Annotated in this window: 12 protein-coding genes and 1 other RNA gene; 12 read left to right on the top strand and 1 reads right to left on the bottom strand. The window is 37.2% G+C overall.

The genetic code is table 11. The features are described 5' to 3' along the window. Positions 1–27 precede the first annotated feature (27 nt). Positions 28–432, bottom strand: coding sequence for a helix-turn-helix domain-containing protein (locus C5695_RS16780; RefSeq protein WP_117731736.1), 405 nt, complete (start codon positions 430–432; stop codon positions 28–30). A gap of 154 nt (positions 433–586) precedes the next feature. On the opposite strand from C5695_RS16780, the gene C5695_RS16775 reads away from it, so the two are divergent. From C5695_RS16775 to C5695_RS16720, 12 genes are all read left to right on the top strand, one after another. After that, complete coding sequence (locus C5695_RS16775) at positions 587–820, top strand: helix-turn-helix domain-containing protein (protein WP_024719830.1); 234 nt, start codon at positions 587–589, stop codon at positions 818–820. 26 nt (positions 821–846) lie between these two features. After that, positions 847–1,137 carry an AbrB/MazE/SpoVT family DNA-binding domain-containing protein gene (locus C5695_RS16770; protein ID WP_117731733.1) on the top strand — a complete coding sequence of 97 codons (291 nt, stop codon included), beginning with the start codon at positions 847–849 and terminating at the stop codon, positions 1,135–1,137. 186 nt (positions 1,138–1,323) lie between these two features. Beyond that, complete coding sequence (secG, locus tag C5695_RS16765) at positions 1,324–1,557, top strand: preprotein translocase subunit SecG (protein ID WP_106050740.1); 234 nt, start codon at positions 1,324–1,326, stop codon at positions 1,555–1,557. 124 nt (positions 1,558–1,681) lie between these two features. Beyond that, positions 1,682–2,428, top strand: a complete 747-nt coding sequence (locus C5695_RS16760) for an alpha/beta hydrolase (protein ID WP_117731731.1) — start codon at positions 1,682–1,684, stop codon at positions 2,426–2,428. A gap of 19 nt (positions 2,429–2,447) precedes the next feature. Continuing rightward, the gene (rnr, locus tag C5695_RS16755; RefSeq protein WP_117731729.1) at positions 2,448–4,790 is read left to right on the top strand and encodes a ribonuclease R; all 2,343 of its coding nucleotides are present in this window, start codon (positions 2,448–2,450) and stop codon (positions 4,788–4,790) included. A gap of 139 nt (positions 4,791–4,929) precedes the next feature. After that, entirely contained in the window at positions 4,930–5,400 is a 471-nt protein-coding gene (gene smpB / locus C5695_RS16750) for an SsrA-binding protein SmpB (protein ID WP_012011279.1), read from the top strand. Between the two features lie 176 nt (positions 5,401–5,576). After that, positions 5,577–5,938, top strand: a transfer-messenger RNA (tmRNA) gene (ssrA, locus tag C5695_RS16745). A 282-nt stretch (positions 5,939–6,220) separates the two neighbouring features. Beyond that, the gene (gene drmA / locus C5695_RS16740; protein ID WP_233230749.1) at positions 6,221–9,331 is read left to right on the top strand and encodes a DISARM system helicase DrmA; all 3,111 of its coding nucleotides are present in this window, start codon (positions 6,221–6,223) and stop codon (positions 9,329–9,331) included. Beyond that, entirely contained in the window at positions 9,328–11,058 is a 1,731-nt protein-coding gene (gene drmB / locus C5695_RS16735; protein WP_117731725.1) for a DUF1998 domain-containing protein, read from the top strand. The genes drmA and drmB overlap by 4 nt, the downstream gene beginning before the upstream one ends. Before the next feature lie 18 nt (positions 11,059–11,076). Then, entirely contained in the window at positions 11,077–14,325 is a 3,249-nt protein-coding gene (locus C5695_RS16730; protein ID WP_187441813.1) for a helicase-related protein, read from the top strand. Continuing rightward, on the top strand, positions 14,325–15,053 hold the full coding sequence (locus C5695_RS16725) for a DUF4391 domain-containing protein (protein WP_187441814.1): 729 nt from the start codon (positions 14,325–14,327) through the stop codon (positions 15,051–15,053). Before C5695_RS16730 ends, C5695_RS16725 begins: the two co-directional genes overlap by 1 nt. Then, positions 15,046–16,956: a site-specific DNA-methyltransferase gene (locus C5695_RS16720; RefSeq protein ID WP_117731720.1), complete on the top strand. Its 1,911-nt coding sequence runs from the start codon at positions 15,046–15,048 to the stop codon at positions 16,954–16,956. The genes C5695_RS16725 and C5695_RS16720 overlap by 8 nt, the downstream gene beginning before the upstream one ends. Positions 16,957–16,960 lie beyond the last annotated feature (4 nt).

Genomic DNA, 16,960 nt, shown 5'->3' with positions numbered 1-16,960 from the left:
GTGGATGTACATTAGGTTTATGCCCCGCTATTTGTTCGCCTTTTTTTGGTTGATGAGCGTAAGAAAGTATTCATTCAGCTGGCTGATGTCTTGTGCGGAGAGCCTTTCCCATTTATCGCCGTCAAAAATGGGGAGATGTTCTACATCCTTTTGCAGCGCCTTTTGATAGATTTTCAACATGGATTCATATTTTGGTTTCATTTCATGAACTTGCTCCTGTTCAATATGACCAGCAAGTAGCATTAAATCCTCATAAGGCACCTTCAAGGCGTGTGCTAATTTTTTGATCGTCAAAGGCTTTGGCACACCGCGCTTTCCATTTTCAATACGAGAAATACCAGCAGCGCTTACACCAGAATACATGGCGAGTTGATTGACAGACATTTTTCTATTTTCTCTTAAAATGCGTAATTGTTCACCAAAGTGATTCATGACATCGAACCTCACATTTCAGTATATGACTTATTTTAGTATGATCATTGACCAAAGGAAATAGCTGAGGGGCAAAAGTGTTGACATAAGTTAATGAATCTGTTTTATGTGAGAGCCTTACACGTTGTACATATTGATTCCATAGGAGGTTGTAATGATGGTCGAAAAGATTCAGATCAGGCGGGCTTTTGTCATGCAGTATATGATCGAAAACGATATGTCTTTAAATCAGCTGGCTGATGAAATTGGCATCTCTCCTGCCACGCTCAGCAGGGTGTTAAATGGTCATCGGAAACCAGGACAGCTTGTCATTGGCAAAATGATTCATTACTTTGATAAAAAATTTGAAGATTTATTTTACTATGAAAACGTTGACAAAAGTCAATAAATAAAATCATCAAGGAGGCAATGTCATTGAAAAGGACTGGGATGGTTAGACACATTGATTCTCTAGGCAGAATTGTTCTGCCTTCAGAAATGCGCAAGGTACTCAATATTAAAGAAGAGCAGTTACTAGAAATTTTTATCGACGATCAAACCATTATGCTGAAAAAATATGATGCAGATAAGAGCTGCCTGTTAACTGGACAAGTGACGAAGTACAACAAAAGCTATGGAAACGGTCAAGTAATGCTGAGTCCTGAAGGGGCTGAACGTTTGTTAGTAGAATTAAAACAGTTATTAAAAAAAGAAGCAACACGCTAAAAACGTGTTTTAAACTGAAAAACGCATATAAAAAATGCTGCATACATCTTTTTGGAGCGAAATTGAATCAAAATAACAAATCAAGTCGACAATATAGAGGAAATCTTTATTTTGATGTTTCGTGACATGCACCTTGTTTTCATGTAAAATAAAGTTATGTGTACCAGTTTGTCTGGAGGTGTTTTCATGCACGCATTTATTATCACATTACTCGTAATTGTCAGTATCGCACTTATCATCGTTGTATTACTACAATCAAGTAAAAGTGCTGGACTGTCAGGCGCTATTTCAGGTGGAGCCGAGCAGCTTTTCGGTAAACAAAAAGCGAGAGGCCTTGACTTGATTCTTCACCGATTAACGGTTATTTTGTCAGTGCTTTTCTTCATCTTAACACTTGCATTGGCATATTTAGGCGTCTAAGGCACGGGTAACAGAAGGTCTGATCTTTTTTCAGACCTTTTTTTATTATCAGCACTCTTTTGTGTTTGCTTCATACATACAAGTGGAAAATATAAACCATAACAGAAGGAAAGGAAGTCACATCATGAAAGTTGTTACACCAAAACCATTTACGTTTAAAGGTGGAGAAAAGGCGGTGCTACTTCTTCACGGTTTTACTGGAAATACAGCCGATGTTCGAATGCTTGGCCGTTATTTGAATGAAAGAGGGTATACATGCCATGCACCTCAATACAAAGGACACGGTGTGCCGCCCGAAGAGCTTGTTCATACAGGCCCTGCCGATTGGTGGAAAGACGTTGAAGAAGGCTATCAATTTTTAAAAGATGAGGGCTATGAAGAGATTGCCGTATGTGGACTATCCCTCGGAGGAGTTTTTTCATTGAAATTAGGTTACACTGTACCTGTAAAGGGAATTGTACCTATGTGTGCACCTATGTACATAAAAAGTGAAGAAGTCATGTACCAGGGTGTACTAGAATATGCCCGAAATTATAAGAAATTCGAGGGTAAGTCAGAAGACCAAATTGAGCAAGAAATGAAAGAGTTCAAGAAATCACCAATGAATACACTCAAAGGTTTGCAAGAGCTCATTGCAGATGTCAGAAACAATGTCGACATGATTTATTCACCTACTTTTGTTGTGCAGGCGCGTCATGATCATATGATTAATACAGACAGTGCGAACATTATTTATAACGAAGTAGAGACGGATGAAAAACATTTAAAGTGGTATGAAGAATCGGGCCATGTCATCACGCTTGATAAAGAGCGGGAGAAGGTTCATCAGGATGTGTATGCATTCTTAGAATCACTTGATTGGTCAATTTAAATATATAGGGGGTTAGAGTGTGCAAAAAGAAGAATTTATGGATGAATTACTCGCGTTTATGCAAGAAGAGGCGTACAAACCGTTAACGGTACAAGAATTAGAAGTCATGATGGAAATTACCAATCCTGATGATTATAAAGAGCTCGTCAAAGCACTTGTGATATTAGAGGATCAGGGACTTATTGTCCGTACTCGCAGCGACCGCTACGGTGTGCCAGAAAAAATGAACTTGGTAAAAGGAAAGCTATCTGCTCATGCCAAAGGGTTTGCATTTGTGACGCCAGAAGAGTTTGGACAGGATGATATTTTCATTCCGCCAAATGAGCTAGGCACAGCGATGAATGGCGACACCGTCATGGTTCGTGTCAGTCACAAATCAAATGGAACAAAAAAAGAGGGAACTGTCATCCGCATCCTGGAGCGTAATACTCAGACGGTTGTCGGTACCTATACAGAAACGAAAAGCTTTGGTTTTGTCATTCCTGATGATAAAAAAATTACAAATGATATCTTTATCCCGAAATCTGCTAAAAACGGAGCAGTCGAAGGCCATAAGGTTGTTGTGACGCTGACCAGCTATCCAGAAGGAAGAATGAGTGCAGAGGGCGAAGTAACTGAAATTCTTGGTCATAAAAATGATCCTGGTATTGATATTTTATCGATCATTCATAAACATGGCCTGCCAGGTGAGTTCCCAGAAGAAGCGCTCCAGCAGGCAGCAGATACACCTGAAACGATTGATGAAAAAGACATAGAAGGAAGACGGGATCTGCGCAACGAAACGATCGTGACGATTGACGGAGCAGATGCGAAGGACTTAGATGATGCCGTTACGGTGCAAAAGCTGGATGATGGCAAATACAAGCTAGGGGTGCACATTGCGGACGTCTCTCACTATGTGACAGAGAACTCCCCGATTGATCAAGAAGCTTATGAGCGTGGAACGAGTGTGTATCTCGTTGACCGCGTCATTCCGATGATTCCGCACCGCCTGTCAAACGGTATTTGCTCATTGAATCCGAAGGTCGATCGTCTCACACTGTCATGTGAAATGGTCATTGATCGGAGCGGGAAGGTCGTTAAACACGAGATTTTCCAAAGTGTGATCAAAACGACGGAAAGAATGACCTATTCCGATGTCAATAAAATTCTAGTTGATCAAGACGAGGAGCTTTTAGATAAATACGAGCCACTCGTACCAATGTTCCAAGAGATGGAGAAGCTTGCAGAGATTCTTCGTGAAAAACGGATGGAGCGCGGAGCTGTAGACTTTGACTTCAAGGAAGCAAAAGTGCTTGTAGATGATGAAGGAGCAGCAAAAGACGTTGTAGTTCGCGAGCGATCTGTTGCAGAGAAATTAATTGAAGAATTCATGCTTGTTGCAAACGAAACCGTTGCAGAGCATTTCCATTGGATGAATGTTCCGTTCATTTACCGAATTCACGAAGAACCAAATCCTGAAAAGTTGCAGCGCTTTTTAGAGTTCGTGACGACGTTTGGTTACATTGTGAAAGGAACATCAACGAACATTCATCCGCGTGCACTTCAAAGTGTACTTGATGCTGTAAGGGATCAACCAGAAGAAGTTGTGATACAAACTGTGATGCTTCGTTCTATGAAACAGGCGAAGTATGATCCAGAAAGCATCGGCCATTTTGGTTTATCAACGGAATTCTATACACATTTCACATCGCCGATCCGCCGTTATCCGGATTTAATCGTGCATAGACTGATCCGAACGTATTTGATTAAGAAAAAGACAGACGAAGCAACTCTTGAAAAGTGGGGCCAGCTGCTGCCTGAAATCGCAGATCATGCGTCTACGATGGAGCGCCGCTCAGTTGATGCAGAGCGTGAAACAGATGACCTGAAGAAAGCAGAGTTTATGCTTGATAAAATCGGTGAAGAATTTGATGGTATGATAAGTTCCGTGACGAACTTCGGACTATTCGTTGAACTGCCGAATACAATTGAAGGTCTTGTCCATGTCAGCTACATGACAGACGACTATTATCGCTTTGATGAGCAGCACTTTGCCATGATCGGTGAACGCACAGGAAATGTCTACCGTATCGGTGATGAAATCACAGTCAAAGTGGTGAATGTCAATAAAGATGAGCACTCGATTGATTTTGAAATCGTCGGCATGAAAGGCACCCGCCGTAAATCGCCGAAAGATTTTAAGTTTAAAAAACGGACAGATTCACCAGCGAAAAAAGGGCGCGGAGGTCAAAATGCCTCTGGAGATAAAGCCAAAGAGGATAAAGGCGGAAGTGACTGGTTCACAGGCCGCAAGAAGAAGAAAAAGAAAAAACGCGTATTTGATAACGCACCAAAACAAAAGCGTAAAAAGAAAAAGTAACGTGACAAAAAGCAAATAGGGCATCACGCTCTATTTGCTTTTTGACCACATAGCGTCAGCATTGTCGAAAGCTGGATTGTTTGATAAAATAATCCGTACGATTTGGACCGTGTTTGTGTCAAAAGGAGGGTGTACGCTAATGCCAAAGGGAGAGGGAAAGGTTGTTTCCCAAAACAAAAAAGCAAATCATGACTATTTTATAGAAGAAACATATGAAGCCGGCCTTGTGTTACAAGGAACTGAAATCAAATCGATTCGTGCAGGAAAAGTGAATTTAAAAGATTCCTTTGCCAAAATCGAGCGAGGAGAAGTGTTTCTTCACAACATGCACGTAAGCCCATACGAGCAGGGGAACCGTTATAACCATGATCCGCTGAGAACGAGAAAGCTACTGCTTCATCGCAAGCAAATCAGCAAATTGATTGGTGCGACAAAGGAAGAAGGCTACTCACTCGTACCTCTGAAACTCTACTTAAAAAATGGCTTTGCCAAAGTGCTGATCGGAATTGGTAAAGGGAAAAAGAAATACGATAAACGTGAAGATCTGAAGAAAAAAGATGCAAAACGTGAAATCGAGCGTGCCTTCCGTGATCGTCAAAAGCAATTCTAGCCTGATGCAGATGGCTTGCTGAGAGCGGAAGCATTATGCTACAATATGTTATGCAGTAAACAATCATCGTTATTTTGACAGAAACCACCAGTTGTTTCGGGCGATGAGGTTGTTATAATAGTTATATACGGAAGCAGTTAAGCTGAACGTTTCCATCCCGTATATCCCTTTTACAAGGGGACGTTACGGATTCGACAGGGGCGGTTCGAGCTTGAGCTGCGAGCCGAGAGGCGATCTCGTTAACACGCACTAAATGTAACTGGCAAAACTAAAAGTTTTAACCAAAACTTAGCACTAGCTGCCTAATAAGTGCAGCGAGCTCTTCCTGACATCGCCTATGTGTCTGTGAGGAGCCCAATGAAGTAGGCTACGCTTACGTTTTCGTCTGAGGACGTAAGAAGAGATCCATCAGACTAGCTCTCCAAGCGCCCGTCAGCAGGCATGAGGATGAGTGAACACCAAATATGTTGACTACGCTCGTAGACGCTTAAGTAATCGATGTCTCTGGACGTGGGTTCGACTCCCACCGTCTCCATACATAGAAATGGTTTGCATTTCACTTAGTGCCATAAACGTTGGATAACAACGTTTAGGCGCTTTTTTTATGTCTTTAAATTGTTTTTGTATAGTTTTGTAAAAGTTTAATTGATTAAAAATTCTAATTTTTGCTTTTGGTTGGTTTAACTAAGGGAATAAATAGAAATTAAAAGGAATGAATTAATTTTAAGATTAAACTTAAAATTTTATCGGGAAATATTACCTATCCAGAAATGCAAGGTGCTACAATGAAATTATCTAAAGAGGGAGGGTGAATTTTCAAATGAAGCAATATACAGTTTTGCGAAAAGGATTAATTCATGAATTAGAAACATATTTAATTGGTCCACGAATGCAAGATGAGATTCTTGGAAAGAATATACGCCCAATGCAATTTTATTTAACAGGGAAGTTAGTTCCGTTTGGTTCAACATCAGATGTTATAAATGAACGTGATAATGCAATAGAAACGCATGTGCAAGTCAGTGAAGAAAAGATAGATGAACAACTTACATTAAAAAAACTGTTCCGCTCATCTACTATGGGCATTAGTTTTAAACTTAAAAAATTAACAACTGTTGAAATTGAAGCTTCTTGGGCTATTTATGAGGACAAAGAACATAAGCGTCTACCACAAGCGGAAAATTGGAAAATTGACCTTTCAAATCAGAGAACAGGCACATTAGAAAATTTAAATGAATCTAAGTATGGAAAAGTGCGTTATACCGTTAATTATAGAAATAACTTATATCACGTAAATATTTTTTTAATGAATAGCTTAAAGAGAGAAAATCAATATCCTGAACAAGATGAAGTGATGTTTCAAAGCTCTTTAAAAGTACATATACCTACAATTCATGTTGCTAAATTTACATCTAAAGCTGATCAGTATCATGTCCAAAATGAACTTCTTTATCGTGACAAAGAAGAATTAGCAATCGGTCATGGCGTGGGGGTTGATTGGAAAACAGTCGAAAATATTACAGCGATTTATTCAACATGGATGCCACGTTTTGAATTGCCGAATGTAGAACATTGTAAGATCGAAAATCAGTCATTTAAGATGAAGGATTTAAGTGAATATCCTGTAGACATTTTAAAAGAAAAATTAAGTGTTATACCATCAGCATATAAATTATGGTTGAATCATGAAACGAAAATAGTTAATGAGCTACCTGATTATTTAAAGAGTGAAGCAGAACAAAATATTTTAAAAGTAAAAAATACAATCGAACGTCTAGAAGAAGGCATTTCATTGGTTACAAAAAGTAATAATTCCTTATATTATTTGGCGTTTCAATTTGCAAACCGTGCGATGCTTTTGCAACGAGCGCAATCAGGTGTGGCTCAAACGTATCGTACTACTGGAGAGAGAATAAAACCTACATTAGATGGAGAATGGCGTTTATTCCAATTAATATTTCTACTTATGAATGTTGCCGGTATATCTGATGAACAGCATATAGATAGAGAAATTGTTGATTTAATTTGGTTCCCAACTGGGGGCGGTAAAACAGAGGCTTATTTAGGTGTGGCAGCTTATGTCATGGCATATCGCCGATTATTAGCCCCAAAACAAGTAGACAAGTATGCTGGAATTACAGTTTTTATGCGTTACACATTGCGTTTGTTAACAACGCAACAATTCCAGCGAGCTGCAGCTTTAATTTGTGCCGCCGAAGTTCTGCGTAAACCAAATGCAAATTTATTTGGAGAAGAGCCATTTAGTATAGGGCTTTGGATTGGACAGGATTCATCTCCTAATAAATTTGTAGATGCAATGGATAAGCTTAAACAATTACGAGACGGTAAAGAAGTTAAGACGGGCAATCCTATTCAACTAATAAACTGTCCGTGGTGTGGTTCGGAACTAGGGCCGGAGCAGTATGAAATTAACACGAATTCACAGAAAATTTGTTGTTCTAATAAAGCGTGTGCATTTAAACACGGAATTCCTGTTTATACAGTTGATGAGGCAATATATCTGAAGTTACCAACATTGCTAATTGGTACGGTAGATAAAATTGCTCAGTTACCTTGGAAACAAGATATGCATGAACTCTTTGGTAATAAAAACGTGTATCATCGTGAGGTAGGATTTAAATATAGTAATTCTATCCCAAGGGGATACAGTCGTATTAATCGTTTGAAACCACCTGAATTAATTATTCAAGATGAGCTTCATTTGATTTCAGGACCATTAGGCTCTTTAACAGGTTTATATGAGGTAGCAACTGATCTATTAACAAGAAATAACGGAAGACCAGCTAAAGTAATTGCTTCAACAGCAACAATTAGTGGTGCGGATGAGCAAATTCGAGCTTTATACGGTCGGGAAATGCAGCAGTTCCCATTAGCTGTTCAAAAAGCAAACGATAATTTTGTTTCAAAAGAGGTTCCAACTTCTGAAAAGCCAGGGCGATGCTATGTAGGAATTTGTGCACCAGGAGTTAGTAATAAAATTCAAGCGATTCAAACATATAGTGCATATGCAACGATAACAAGAAGTGAGCCAAAGTTTAAAGTAGATCCATATTATACAATGCTAGGCTATTTTAATACGGTTAAAGAATTGGCAAGTATGGTTACTACTTTTAAAGATGAAGTAAACTCAAGATTAAATATGCTAGATCCAACAAATAAATTTGAACATGATCTAGCCGTTGAAGAATTAACGAGCCGCAAAAAAGCACAAGAAATTCCACAGCTACTAACACAAATGGAGAAAACTTTAGATGAAGCAGGTGTTCTTGATGCTGTCCTTGCAACGAATATGATTTCAGTAGGTGTCGATGTGGACCGACTTGGGACAATGTTTGTACAAGGGCAACCGAAAACGACTTCCGAATATATTCAAGCGACGAGCCGTGTTGGACGTAAATATCCAGGCGTTGTATTTGTTCTTCTTAATTCACTACGGTCTAGAGATTTATCGCATTTTGAGCGTTTTAAAGCATACCATCAAGCACTCTACCGTCATGTAGAAACGATGAGTGTAACACCTTTTGCAAAAGGTGCTTTATATAAAGGGTTAACAGGTACGTTTATAGGATTTATGCGTCAAACGATTATGGAAATCAACGCTGAGCAAAGTCCGAAAAAAATAGTACAACTACAAAATAAAGTAGATACAGAGACCGTTCAATTTTTAGAAAGAGTTCAAAATGCTAATGGTGCAACCATTGAAAACGAAGTAAAGGATTTATTAGAATGGTGGCGAGAATTAGCTTGGAAGCACGCTGAAGATACATTAGCTTACAAAGAATCAAAATATGTTAAAGCTTACTTATTAAAAAACTTTAATGAAGAAGTGAATGTAAAAGATGCTCTTCCAGCAATGATGTCATTAAGAAATGTAGAAGCAGCCATTGAAATTGAGGTGTTAAAATCATGAATCAACAAAATGAAACAATCAGACCTTCCCAACTAATATACCAATCAGGGCCAGGAGCAATCGTTGAACTTTTATATCAAAGCGTCATCGTGAAATCAGCAGATCAGTGGCAAACAAGAAGGGCGCCTCAAGAAAAAGATGTACGAATTACATCGTTTTTAGGAGTTGACCACGTACGCATTTTAAATGAAAATCCTGATAAACAAAAAATTAAAGCGGTTGAGTTTCCTAAATGGAAAATCTGTCCGAAGTGCCATAATATGACGAATTATGATAATACTAATTGTTATTATTGTACGCGGAAAAATGAAGATGACATTCAGGAGCTTTATGCAAGCCGCTTTGTATTAGCATGTGAAAATGGTCATTTGTCAGATTTTCCTTATGAAGAATGGGTACATCGAAATAAGCCTTGTACAGAACAATCTAAAGATCCACGATTAATGCTAAAAACCCGTGGCTCAAGTGGGTCTTTATCTGATTTACACGTGATTTGCTTGCACTGTAAGCATAGTGAAAGTTTAGGGAGTATTATGAAGCCTGAGGAAAGAGAGAATCATAGTTTATTTGATTGTCATGGGGAACGACCCTGGATTAGTAATACTGCCAAACAGAAATGTAATTGTAAAATGAAAACGACGTTGCGTGGCGCATCTAATGTTTATTCACCTTCTGTTATGAGTTTTTTACAAGTGCCTTTAACAGCATCTAGCTCAGAATTTGAGGTTCTATATTTAGTAGAAAAAGATAAAGAAAATTTTAGTAAAGCATATCTAAGTATGGGTGAAGCAGGTCTTGAAATGGCATGTAATTTTAAAAATATCCCTTCTTCTTTTATACCTGCTATTAAGCAGTATTTAGATGGTTCAATAACGCTTTCAGAAAGTTCTACCTATGAATCAATTAAAAAGCAAGAGTGGAACACGCTAATTCAGGATGAAATAAACGAAGAACGTTTTTCATCTAAGAAGGTTGATATTGCGCCAACGTTAGTGCCGTATTTTGATGGGGTTTTCCGTGTGGATTCTGTACCTGAAGTACAAGTTTTAAAAGAATTTACTCGATTAGACTACATTGACCGATTTACAGATGAAGAATCGAAAACACAGCCGGTTGTTATAACAAGCGAACCGAAATGGTTACCAGCTGTGCGAAATTACGGTGAAGGTATTTTCTTTCAATTTAATTTAGAAAAATTGCTCCAATGGGAACAAACTGAGCAAATTACGAGTGCTATTGTAAGAGCATATAATACCCAGCGTGAAGAATTTAAAAAGTCACCATTAGATATTCTGCCACGCCAAATTTTGTTGCATACATTTAGCCATGCTTTGTTGCAGGAACTAGCTGCACATTGCGGCTATACAACGACGTCTTTAAAAGAACGTATTTATGCAAACGATGACATGTATGGTGCATTTATATACACTGCCTCTGGAGATTCAGAAGGAAGTTTAGGTGGATTAACAAACTTGGCTCAAAGCGAAAAGTTATTACCCATAATTATTCGTGCATTAGAAAAGATGAGCTATTGTTCATCTGATCCAATCTGTTCGGATGGGGAATTTGAGTATCATACTTCAGCAAATGGCGCGGCCTGTCATGCATGTACATTTGTTTCCGAAACTTCGTGTGAATGGGGAAATTTATTGCTTGATCGTCGAACATTAATCAACATTAATCCGAATGAGAAAGACGGTTACTTTGATCAATTATTAGAAATGTAATGTAAGAGGTGCTGAATTTTGAAAATAGATTTAGTCGATAATAAAGGGAATAACACACTCGTTCAAGTAATGAAAGGTGAAATAAAAAACGGCTCGGAAATTGCAGTGGCCTCTGCAAAATTGAGTATGAATATTTTTAAAGAATTAAAAAAAGCGTTAGCGAAAGGGGAATCTTTTCGCTTTCTCTTTACAGAGCAAACCTTTTATCAACAAGAAATTGATGATAATCATCAATTTAAATTAGTAGAAAGAAAAGGCCAGCAGCTCGATTTAGAAGGAAACCAGTTTGAAATTCCATTAAGAAATCAAATGCAGTCTAAACAAATTGCACGAGAGTTATCAGAATGGATCAATCAACACGCCCAGTTTAAGACGATTTTAGGAGACAGCTCGTACCCTAAGCAAATCATGATTAAAAACAAAATGGATGAGGACATTTTTATTCAATCGGAAATTGAGTTTACAGCAGATGGGTTAGGCATTACTCCTTCAAAACGTCAAGCAAGCTATACAGTTATGAAAGAGACACTTGGTGTTACAAAAAACTTACTTGCAGAATTTGACCTAATTTGGAAAGATGAAACAAAATCGAAAGAAGTTACTGCAGAAGTTTTAGAGCAACTAGATGCTTTTCAAAAAGAAAATGCGCCGGAGTGGCTCTATTTTGTAACGTTATATAATATTTTCACGGAGAATTTAGAAGGTCTTTCAGAGGATAATATTCTTAAAGAAGGATTGAACTTTAAAGATACGTTCATTTGGAATAAGCTGTACCCGTTCCAACGCGATGGTGTAATAGGCATGATTGATAAAATGGAGAACTATAATGGCTGTATTTTAGCGGATAGTGTGGGGCTAGGGAAAACATTTTCGGCACTCGCTGTCATCAAATACTATGAGCTACGAAATGACCGTGTATTAGTTTTATGTCCGAAAAAGCTGCGAGATAACTGGGCGGTTTATACGCAAAATGATAAACGAAATGTGTTAAATGAAGACCGCTTTAACTATGATGTGTTAAATCATACCGATTTAAATCGCGAAAGTGGTATGTCGGGTGAAATTCGTCTCGATACAATCAATTGGTCAAATTATGATTTAGTAGTAATCGATGAATCGCACAACTTCCGAAATAACAATGCGCATAAGGGTCGATTAACACGCTATCAAAAGCTTATGCAGGAAATCATTAAAAAAGGTGTAAAAACGAAGGTGCTATTACTATCGGCTACACCTGTAAATAATAAAATGAATGATATCAAAAATCAAATTGCCTTTATAACGGAAGATAACGATAAGGCACTTAAAAAAGAAGGTATAGATAGTATTGAGCAAACGTTACGCACGGCACAAGCGTCGTTCAATCGTTGGACAGCTTTGCCGTCGTCAAAGCGAACGACAGAAGAGTTTTTAAATATAGTTGAGCAAGACTACTTCCAATTGCTTGATTTACTAACCATTGCTCGAAGTCGTAAGCACATTGAGAAATATTATAATGTCAACGATATTGGTAGTTTTCCAACTCGGTTGAAGCCGCTTTCTATTAAAGCCGATGTTGATACAGAACACCGATTTGTTAATATGAACGAAGTCAATGAGCGTTTAGAGTCATTGAGCTTTAGTATTTATCAGCCAATGAAATACGTTTTACCTCATAAACGAAAGTATTATGAAGAATTGTATGATACTAGAGTAAAGGGTGGCCAATCGACGTTTAAACAAACAGACCGTGAGTTTGCAGTAGCAGCTTTAATGAAGGTGAACTTGTTCAAGCGTTTAGAAAGTTCTATTCATTCATTTAGACTGACGCTTGAAAAATTAGTTGGACGAATTGAAGATACACTCCAAACATTACAGCTTCAAAATCAGCGAACATATTCGGAACAATATGATGATACGGAGCTAGATGACGAACAGCTCGAAGCGATTACAGTAGGTAGTGACAAAGTACAAATTCAATTAAATGATATTGATGCGTTGAAATGGGCAGGAGATTTGCGTGCCGATTTAGCCACATTACAGGAACTATTACAACAAGCAACACAAATTTCAACTGTACGTGATGCCAAACTTGAACAATTAGTCAATTTAATAAAAGGAAAAATTGAAAATCCAATTAATCCAGGCAATAAAAAGGTTATTATTTTCTCAGCGTTCGCTGACACGGCTAAGTACTTGTACGATAATCTTTCAGAGCGTTTACTTAATAAACAACTTCATTCTGCGTTAGTTGTCGGAAGTGGAGCGAACAAATGTACCTTAAAAGGCGTTCGTGTCAAAGATATTAATCATATTTTAATGAACTTTTCACCAAAATCGAAGGAACGCTACAAGGTGGACAGTAAACGTACAGATGAAATTGATATACTTTTTGCGACCGACTGTATTTCAGAAGGACAAAACTTACAGGACTGCGATTACTTAATAAACTACGATATTCATTGGAATCCAGTACGTGTCATCCAACGATTTGGACGTATTGATCGCATAGGTTCAACTAATACAGAAATTCAACTCGTCAACTTTTGGCCGAATATGGAATTAGATGAATATATCAATTTAGAAGAACGTGTGAAAGGACGTATGAAAATATTAAATACTTCTGCCTCTGGGGAGGAAGATATTTTAGATACGTCATCGAAAGAAATGAATGATTTAGAATATCGTCGCAATCAATTAAAAGCGCTGCAAAATGATGTGTTAAACTTAGAGGAAGTTTCAGGTGCGATATCGATTACTGACTTAACATACACCGATTTCAAAAGTGATTTAAGTACCGCATTAAAGTCCTATAGAAAAGAGCTTGCAGCTGCACCAAAAGGTTTGTATGCGGTTGTAAATAATGCCGATTTGCCTGAAGCAAAATCAGGTGTGATTTTTTGTTTCAAACAGCATAAAGAAATCGCTGTTGAAAGCAATAGTTTAGCACCATACATTTTATTGTATGTGACAAATGAGGGCGAAGCGTTTATACATTACACACATGCGAAGAACATATTAGATGTTTATCGTAAATTAACGCTAGGCAAAAAACAACCAGAATTAAATTCAGTTGAATGGTTTAATAAACAAACAAACGATGCCGCGGAGATGGAGCATTATCAAGACTTATTGAGGCAATCAATTGATATTATTAAAGATAAACAAGAAGAGGTAGGCTTTGAAAGCTTGTTTAGCTTCGGTTCAAATACATTACAAAGACAGTTGGACTTAGGTGACAATGAAATTGAACTCATTTCATTTTTAGTTGTAAAGGACGAACTATGATGAATGAAGCGGAGTTATTAAAGGCAATTGGATTTCCGAAAGCAACTCAAATTATGAAAACATTGCCGTACAATCAAATGGAAAACAAGCTAACATCAGCTCAGAAAAAAATCATTTCTGAGCATGTTGTATCAAGAGGGATTCGTATTTTAGCGACGATCCAAGCGAGCAATACAAATATCGATACATTTGAAAGTGAAACAGAGCGTTATGATTCAATCGTTTTTTTAGCTATAAACGTAAAGGATTTAAAAAAGGCAGTGCAAATTTATAAGGTGTTTATGAGTATTATGCCGAATCCTTTAGTAATTATATTCTTTGATGGTTCAAATACGAAATGGTTATTCTCCACACACATTAAGAAAAAAGATGGATACTTAGTAAGTGATACTATTTATGAAATAAAGGAAGTCGTAACACTGCAACAGGTTGAACAACAATTGAAATTTGAAAACCTTAGTAAAACAAATTTAAAAATGTTTTATGAATCATGGCTTGAGCGTTTACTACAATTAGAATTACAATCTCGATATAAGATTTATACACCAATTTCTTTAAAAAATAATTTGCTGGAGAAACTGGTCGTGATGGACGCACAAATTGACGATTATGTAAGGCGGGCTAAAAAAGAAACACAATTGAACATGCGGGTTGAATTACAACAAGCAGCAAATAAAGTAAAGATTGCGAAACAAGCATTAATAGAAAAGGAGCAAGACAATGGTTAATAAAATGAATGGTGAATCCTTAGATATAACGGCACAGAATATTGCACGTTTAAAAGAGCTATTCCCAGAAATCTTAACTGATGGTGAAAAAATTGATTTTGATATGCTGAAAACGGTATTAGGCGAAGTTGTAGAAACAGAGCAGGAACGTTATCAGTTCACATGGCATGGCAAGAAAAAGATGATTGAAGGCACACAAAAGCCTTCAAAAGGAACACTACGACCAGTACCTGAAAAAAGTAAAAACTTTGATACAACAGAAAACTTATACATTGAAGGCGATAACTTAGAAGTGTTGAAGCTGCTGCAAAAATCGTATAACGGGAAAATTAAAATGATTTATATTGATCCGCCTTATAATACAGGGAAGGATTTTGTATATAAAGATAATTTTAAAGATGGTGTGCAGAATTACTTAGAACAAACTGGGCAAGTTGATGATGATGGGAATATCTTATCAACAAATACCGAAAGTAACGGAAGATTCCATACGGATTGGTTGAATATGATGTATGCACGATTGAAGTTGGCGAGGAATTTGTTGGCTGATGATGGTGCTATTTTTATTAGTTTAGATGATAATGAATTAGAAAATTTAAAGAAAATTTGTAATGAAATTTTTGGTGAATCAAATTTCATTTCAAATATTATCTGGGAAAAGCGATATACACGAAACAATGATGCAAGGATGTTTTCAAATTTAACAGAGTATATTTTGATGTATAGAAAATCCGACAAATTAAATTATTTAAGAGAGCCTAGAACAGCAAAAAATGATTTAATTTATAAAAATATCGATAATGATCCTAGGGGACCCTGGACGAGTGTCTCTTTCGTAAGTCAAAGAACTAAAACAGAGCGTCCAAATCTAAGCTATAAAGTTTTTAATCCTATTAAAAAAATAGAAGTGGAACATCCAGTGAATGCTTGGAAATATAGTAAAGAACAATATGAGACATTAGCAGCTGATAATAGACTTTATTGGGGGAAGGATGGAGAAAATCAATTCCCAAGGTTGAAACGCTTCCTAAGTGAATTAAGTGAAGGGATTGTTCCTATTAACTTTTGGAATTATAAAGATACAGGGACTGTTGACGATGGTACAAAGATGGTAGCTAATTTATTAGGGAAAAATGTTTTTGACTATCCGAAACCGATTTCACTAATCATGAGAATGATGAATCTTGCGATGAAAAAAGATGATATAATTTTAGATTTCTTTTCGGGGTCTGCAACAACCGCACATGCTGTGATGAAATTAAATGCAGAAGATGGTGGAAAAAGGAAATTTATTCTGGTTCAAATTCCCGAAAGGTTAAAGAAGCAATCGGAAGGAGCGAAACAAGGATACGAAACGATTTGTGATATCGGTGAAGAACGTATTCGTCGAGCTGGAGAGAAAATTAAAGAGGAGTTAAGAGAAAAACAGCAAAAAGAAGGGATGCTGGACGAAAAAGTTGTAGATCCAGAAGCCTTAGATGTCGGTTTTAAAGTATTAAAACTCGGTACATCGAACATACGTGAATGGAACGTCGACTTTGAAAATTTAAAAGACGAGCTAGATTTATACGAAACACCATTTGTCGATGAGCGTTCTGAACTAGATATTGTGTATGAAATTATGTTAAAGCAAGGTTTAGAATTAACATATCCGATTGAAACGTTTGAAGTAAACGGGAAAAAAGTTTACGACATTGCTTTTGGAAGTTTATTTATTTGCTTATCAAAAGAGATTACGCCAGACATTGCAAAAGCCATGATTGCACGCTGTGATGAACATGGAACAGATACAAGCAGCGTCATTTTCAGCGATGCAGGTTTCAACAATGATTCAGATAAATTGAACTGTCTTGAAATTCTAAAAGATGCAGGTTATCCAGAAGATAACTTGTTAACGATTTAGAGGT

The organism is Bacillus pumilus, assembly GCF_003431975.1.
Lineage (GTDB): Bacteria > Bacillota > Bacilli > Bacillales > Bacillaceae > Bacillus > Bacillus pumilus_N.
Note: the sequence above shows the minus strand (reverse complement) of the source record. Positions and strands in the feature narration are given on the sequence as shown.

Excerpts from the sequence above, each read along its gene's own strand:
- C5695_RS16775 (WP_024719830.1), top strand. The coding sequence starts at position 587 with ATGATGGTCGAAAAGATTCAGATCAGGCGGGCTTTTGTCATGCAGTAT.
- drmA (WP_233230749.1), top strand. The coding sequence starts at position 6,221 with ATGAAGCAATATACAGTTTTGCGAAAAGGATTAATTCATGAATTAGAA.
- C5695_RS16780 (WP_117731736.1), bottom strand. The coding sequence starts at position 432 with ATGAATCACTTTGGTGAACAATTACGCATTTTAAGAGAAAATAGAAAA.
- secG (WP_106050740.1), top strand. The coding sequence starts at position 1,324 with ATGCACGCATTTATTATCACATTACTCGTAATTGTCAGTATCGCACTT.
- C5695_RS16725 (WP_187441814.1), top strand. The coding sequence starts at position 14,325 with ATGAATGAAGCGGAGTTATTAAAGGCAATTGGATTTCCGAAAGCAACT.
- drmB (WP_117731725.1), top strand. The coding sequence starts at position 9,328 with ATGAATCAACAAAATGAAACAATCAGACCTTCCCAACTAATATACCAA.
- C5695_RS16760 (WP_117731731.1), top strand. The coding sequence starts at position 1,682 with ATGAAAGTTGTTACACCAAAACCATTTACGTTTAAAGGTGGAGAAAAG.
- C5695_RS16720 (WP_117731720.1), top strand. The coding sequence starts at position 15,046 with ATGGTTAATAAAATGAATGGTGAATCCTTAGATATAACGGCACAGAAT.
- smpB (WP_012011279.1), top strand. The coding sequence starts at position 4,930 with ATGCCAAAGGGAGAGGGAAAGGTTGTTTCCCAAAACAAAAAAGCAAAT.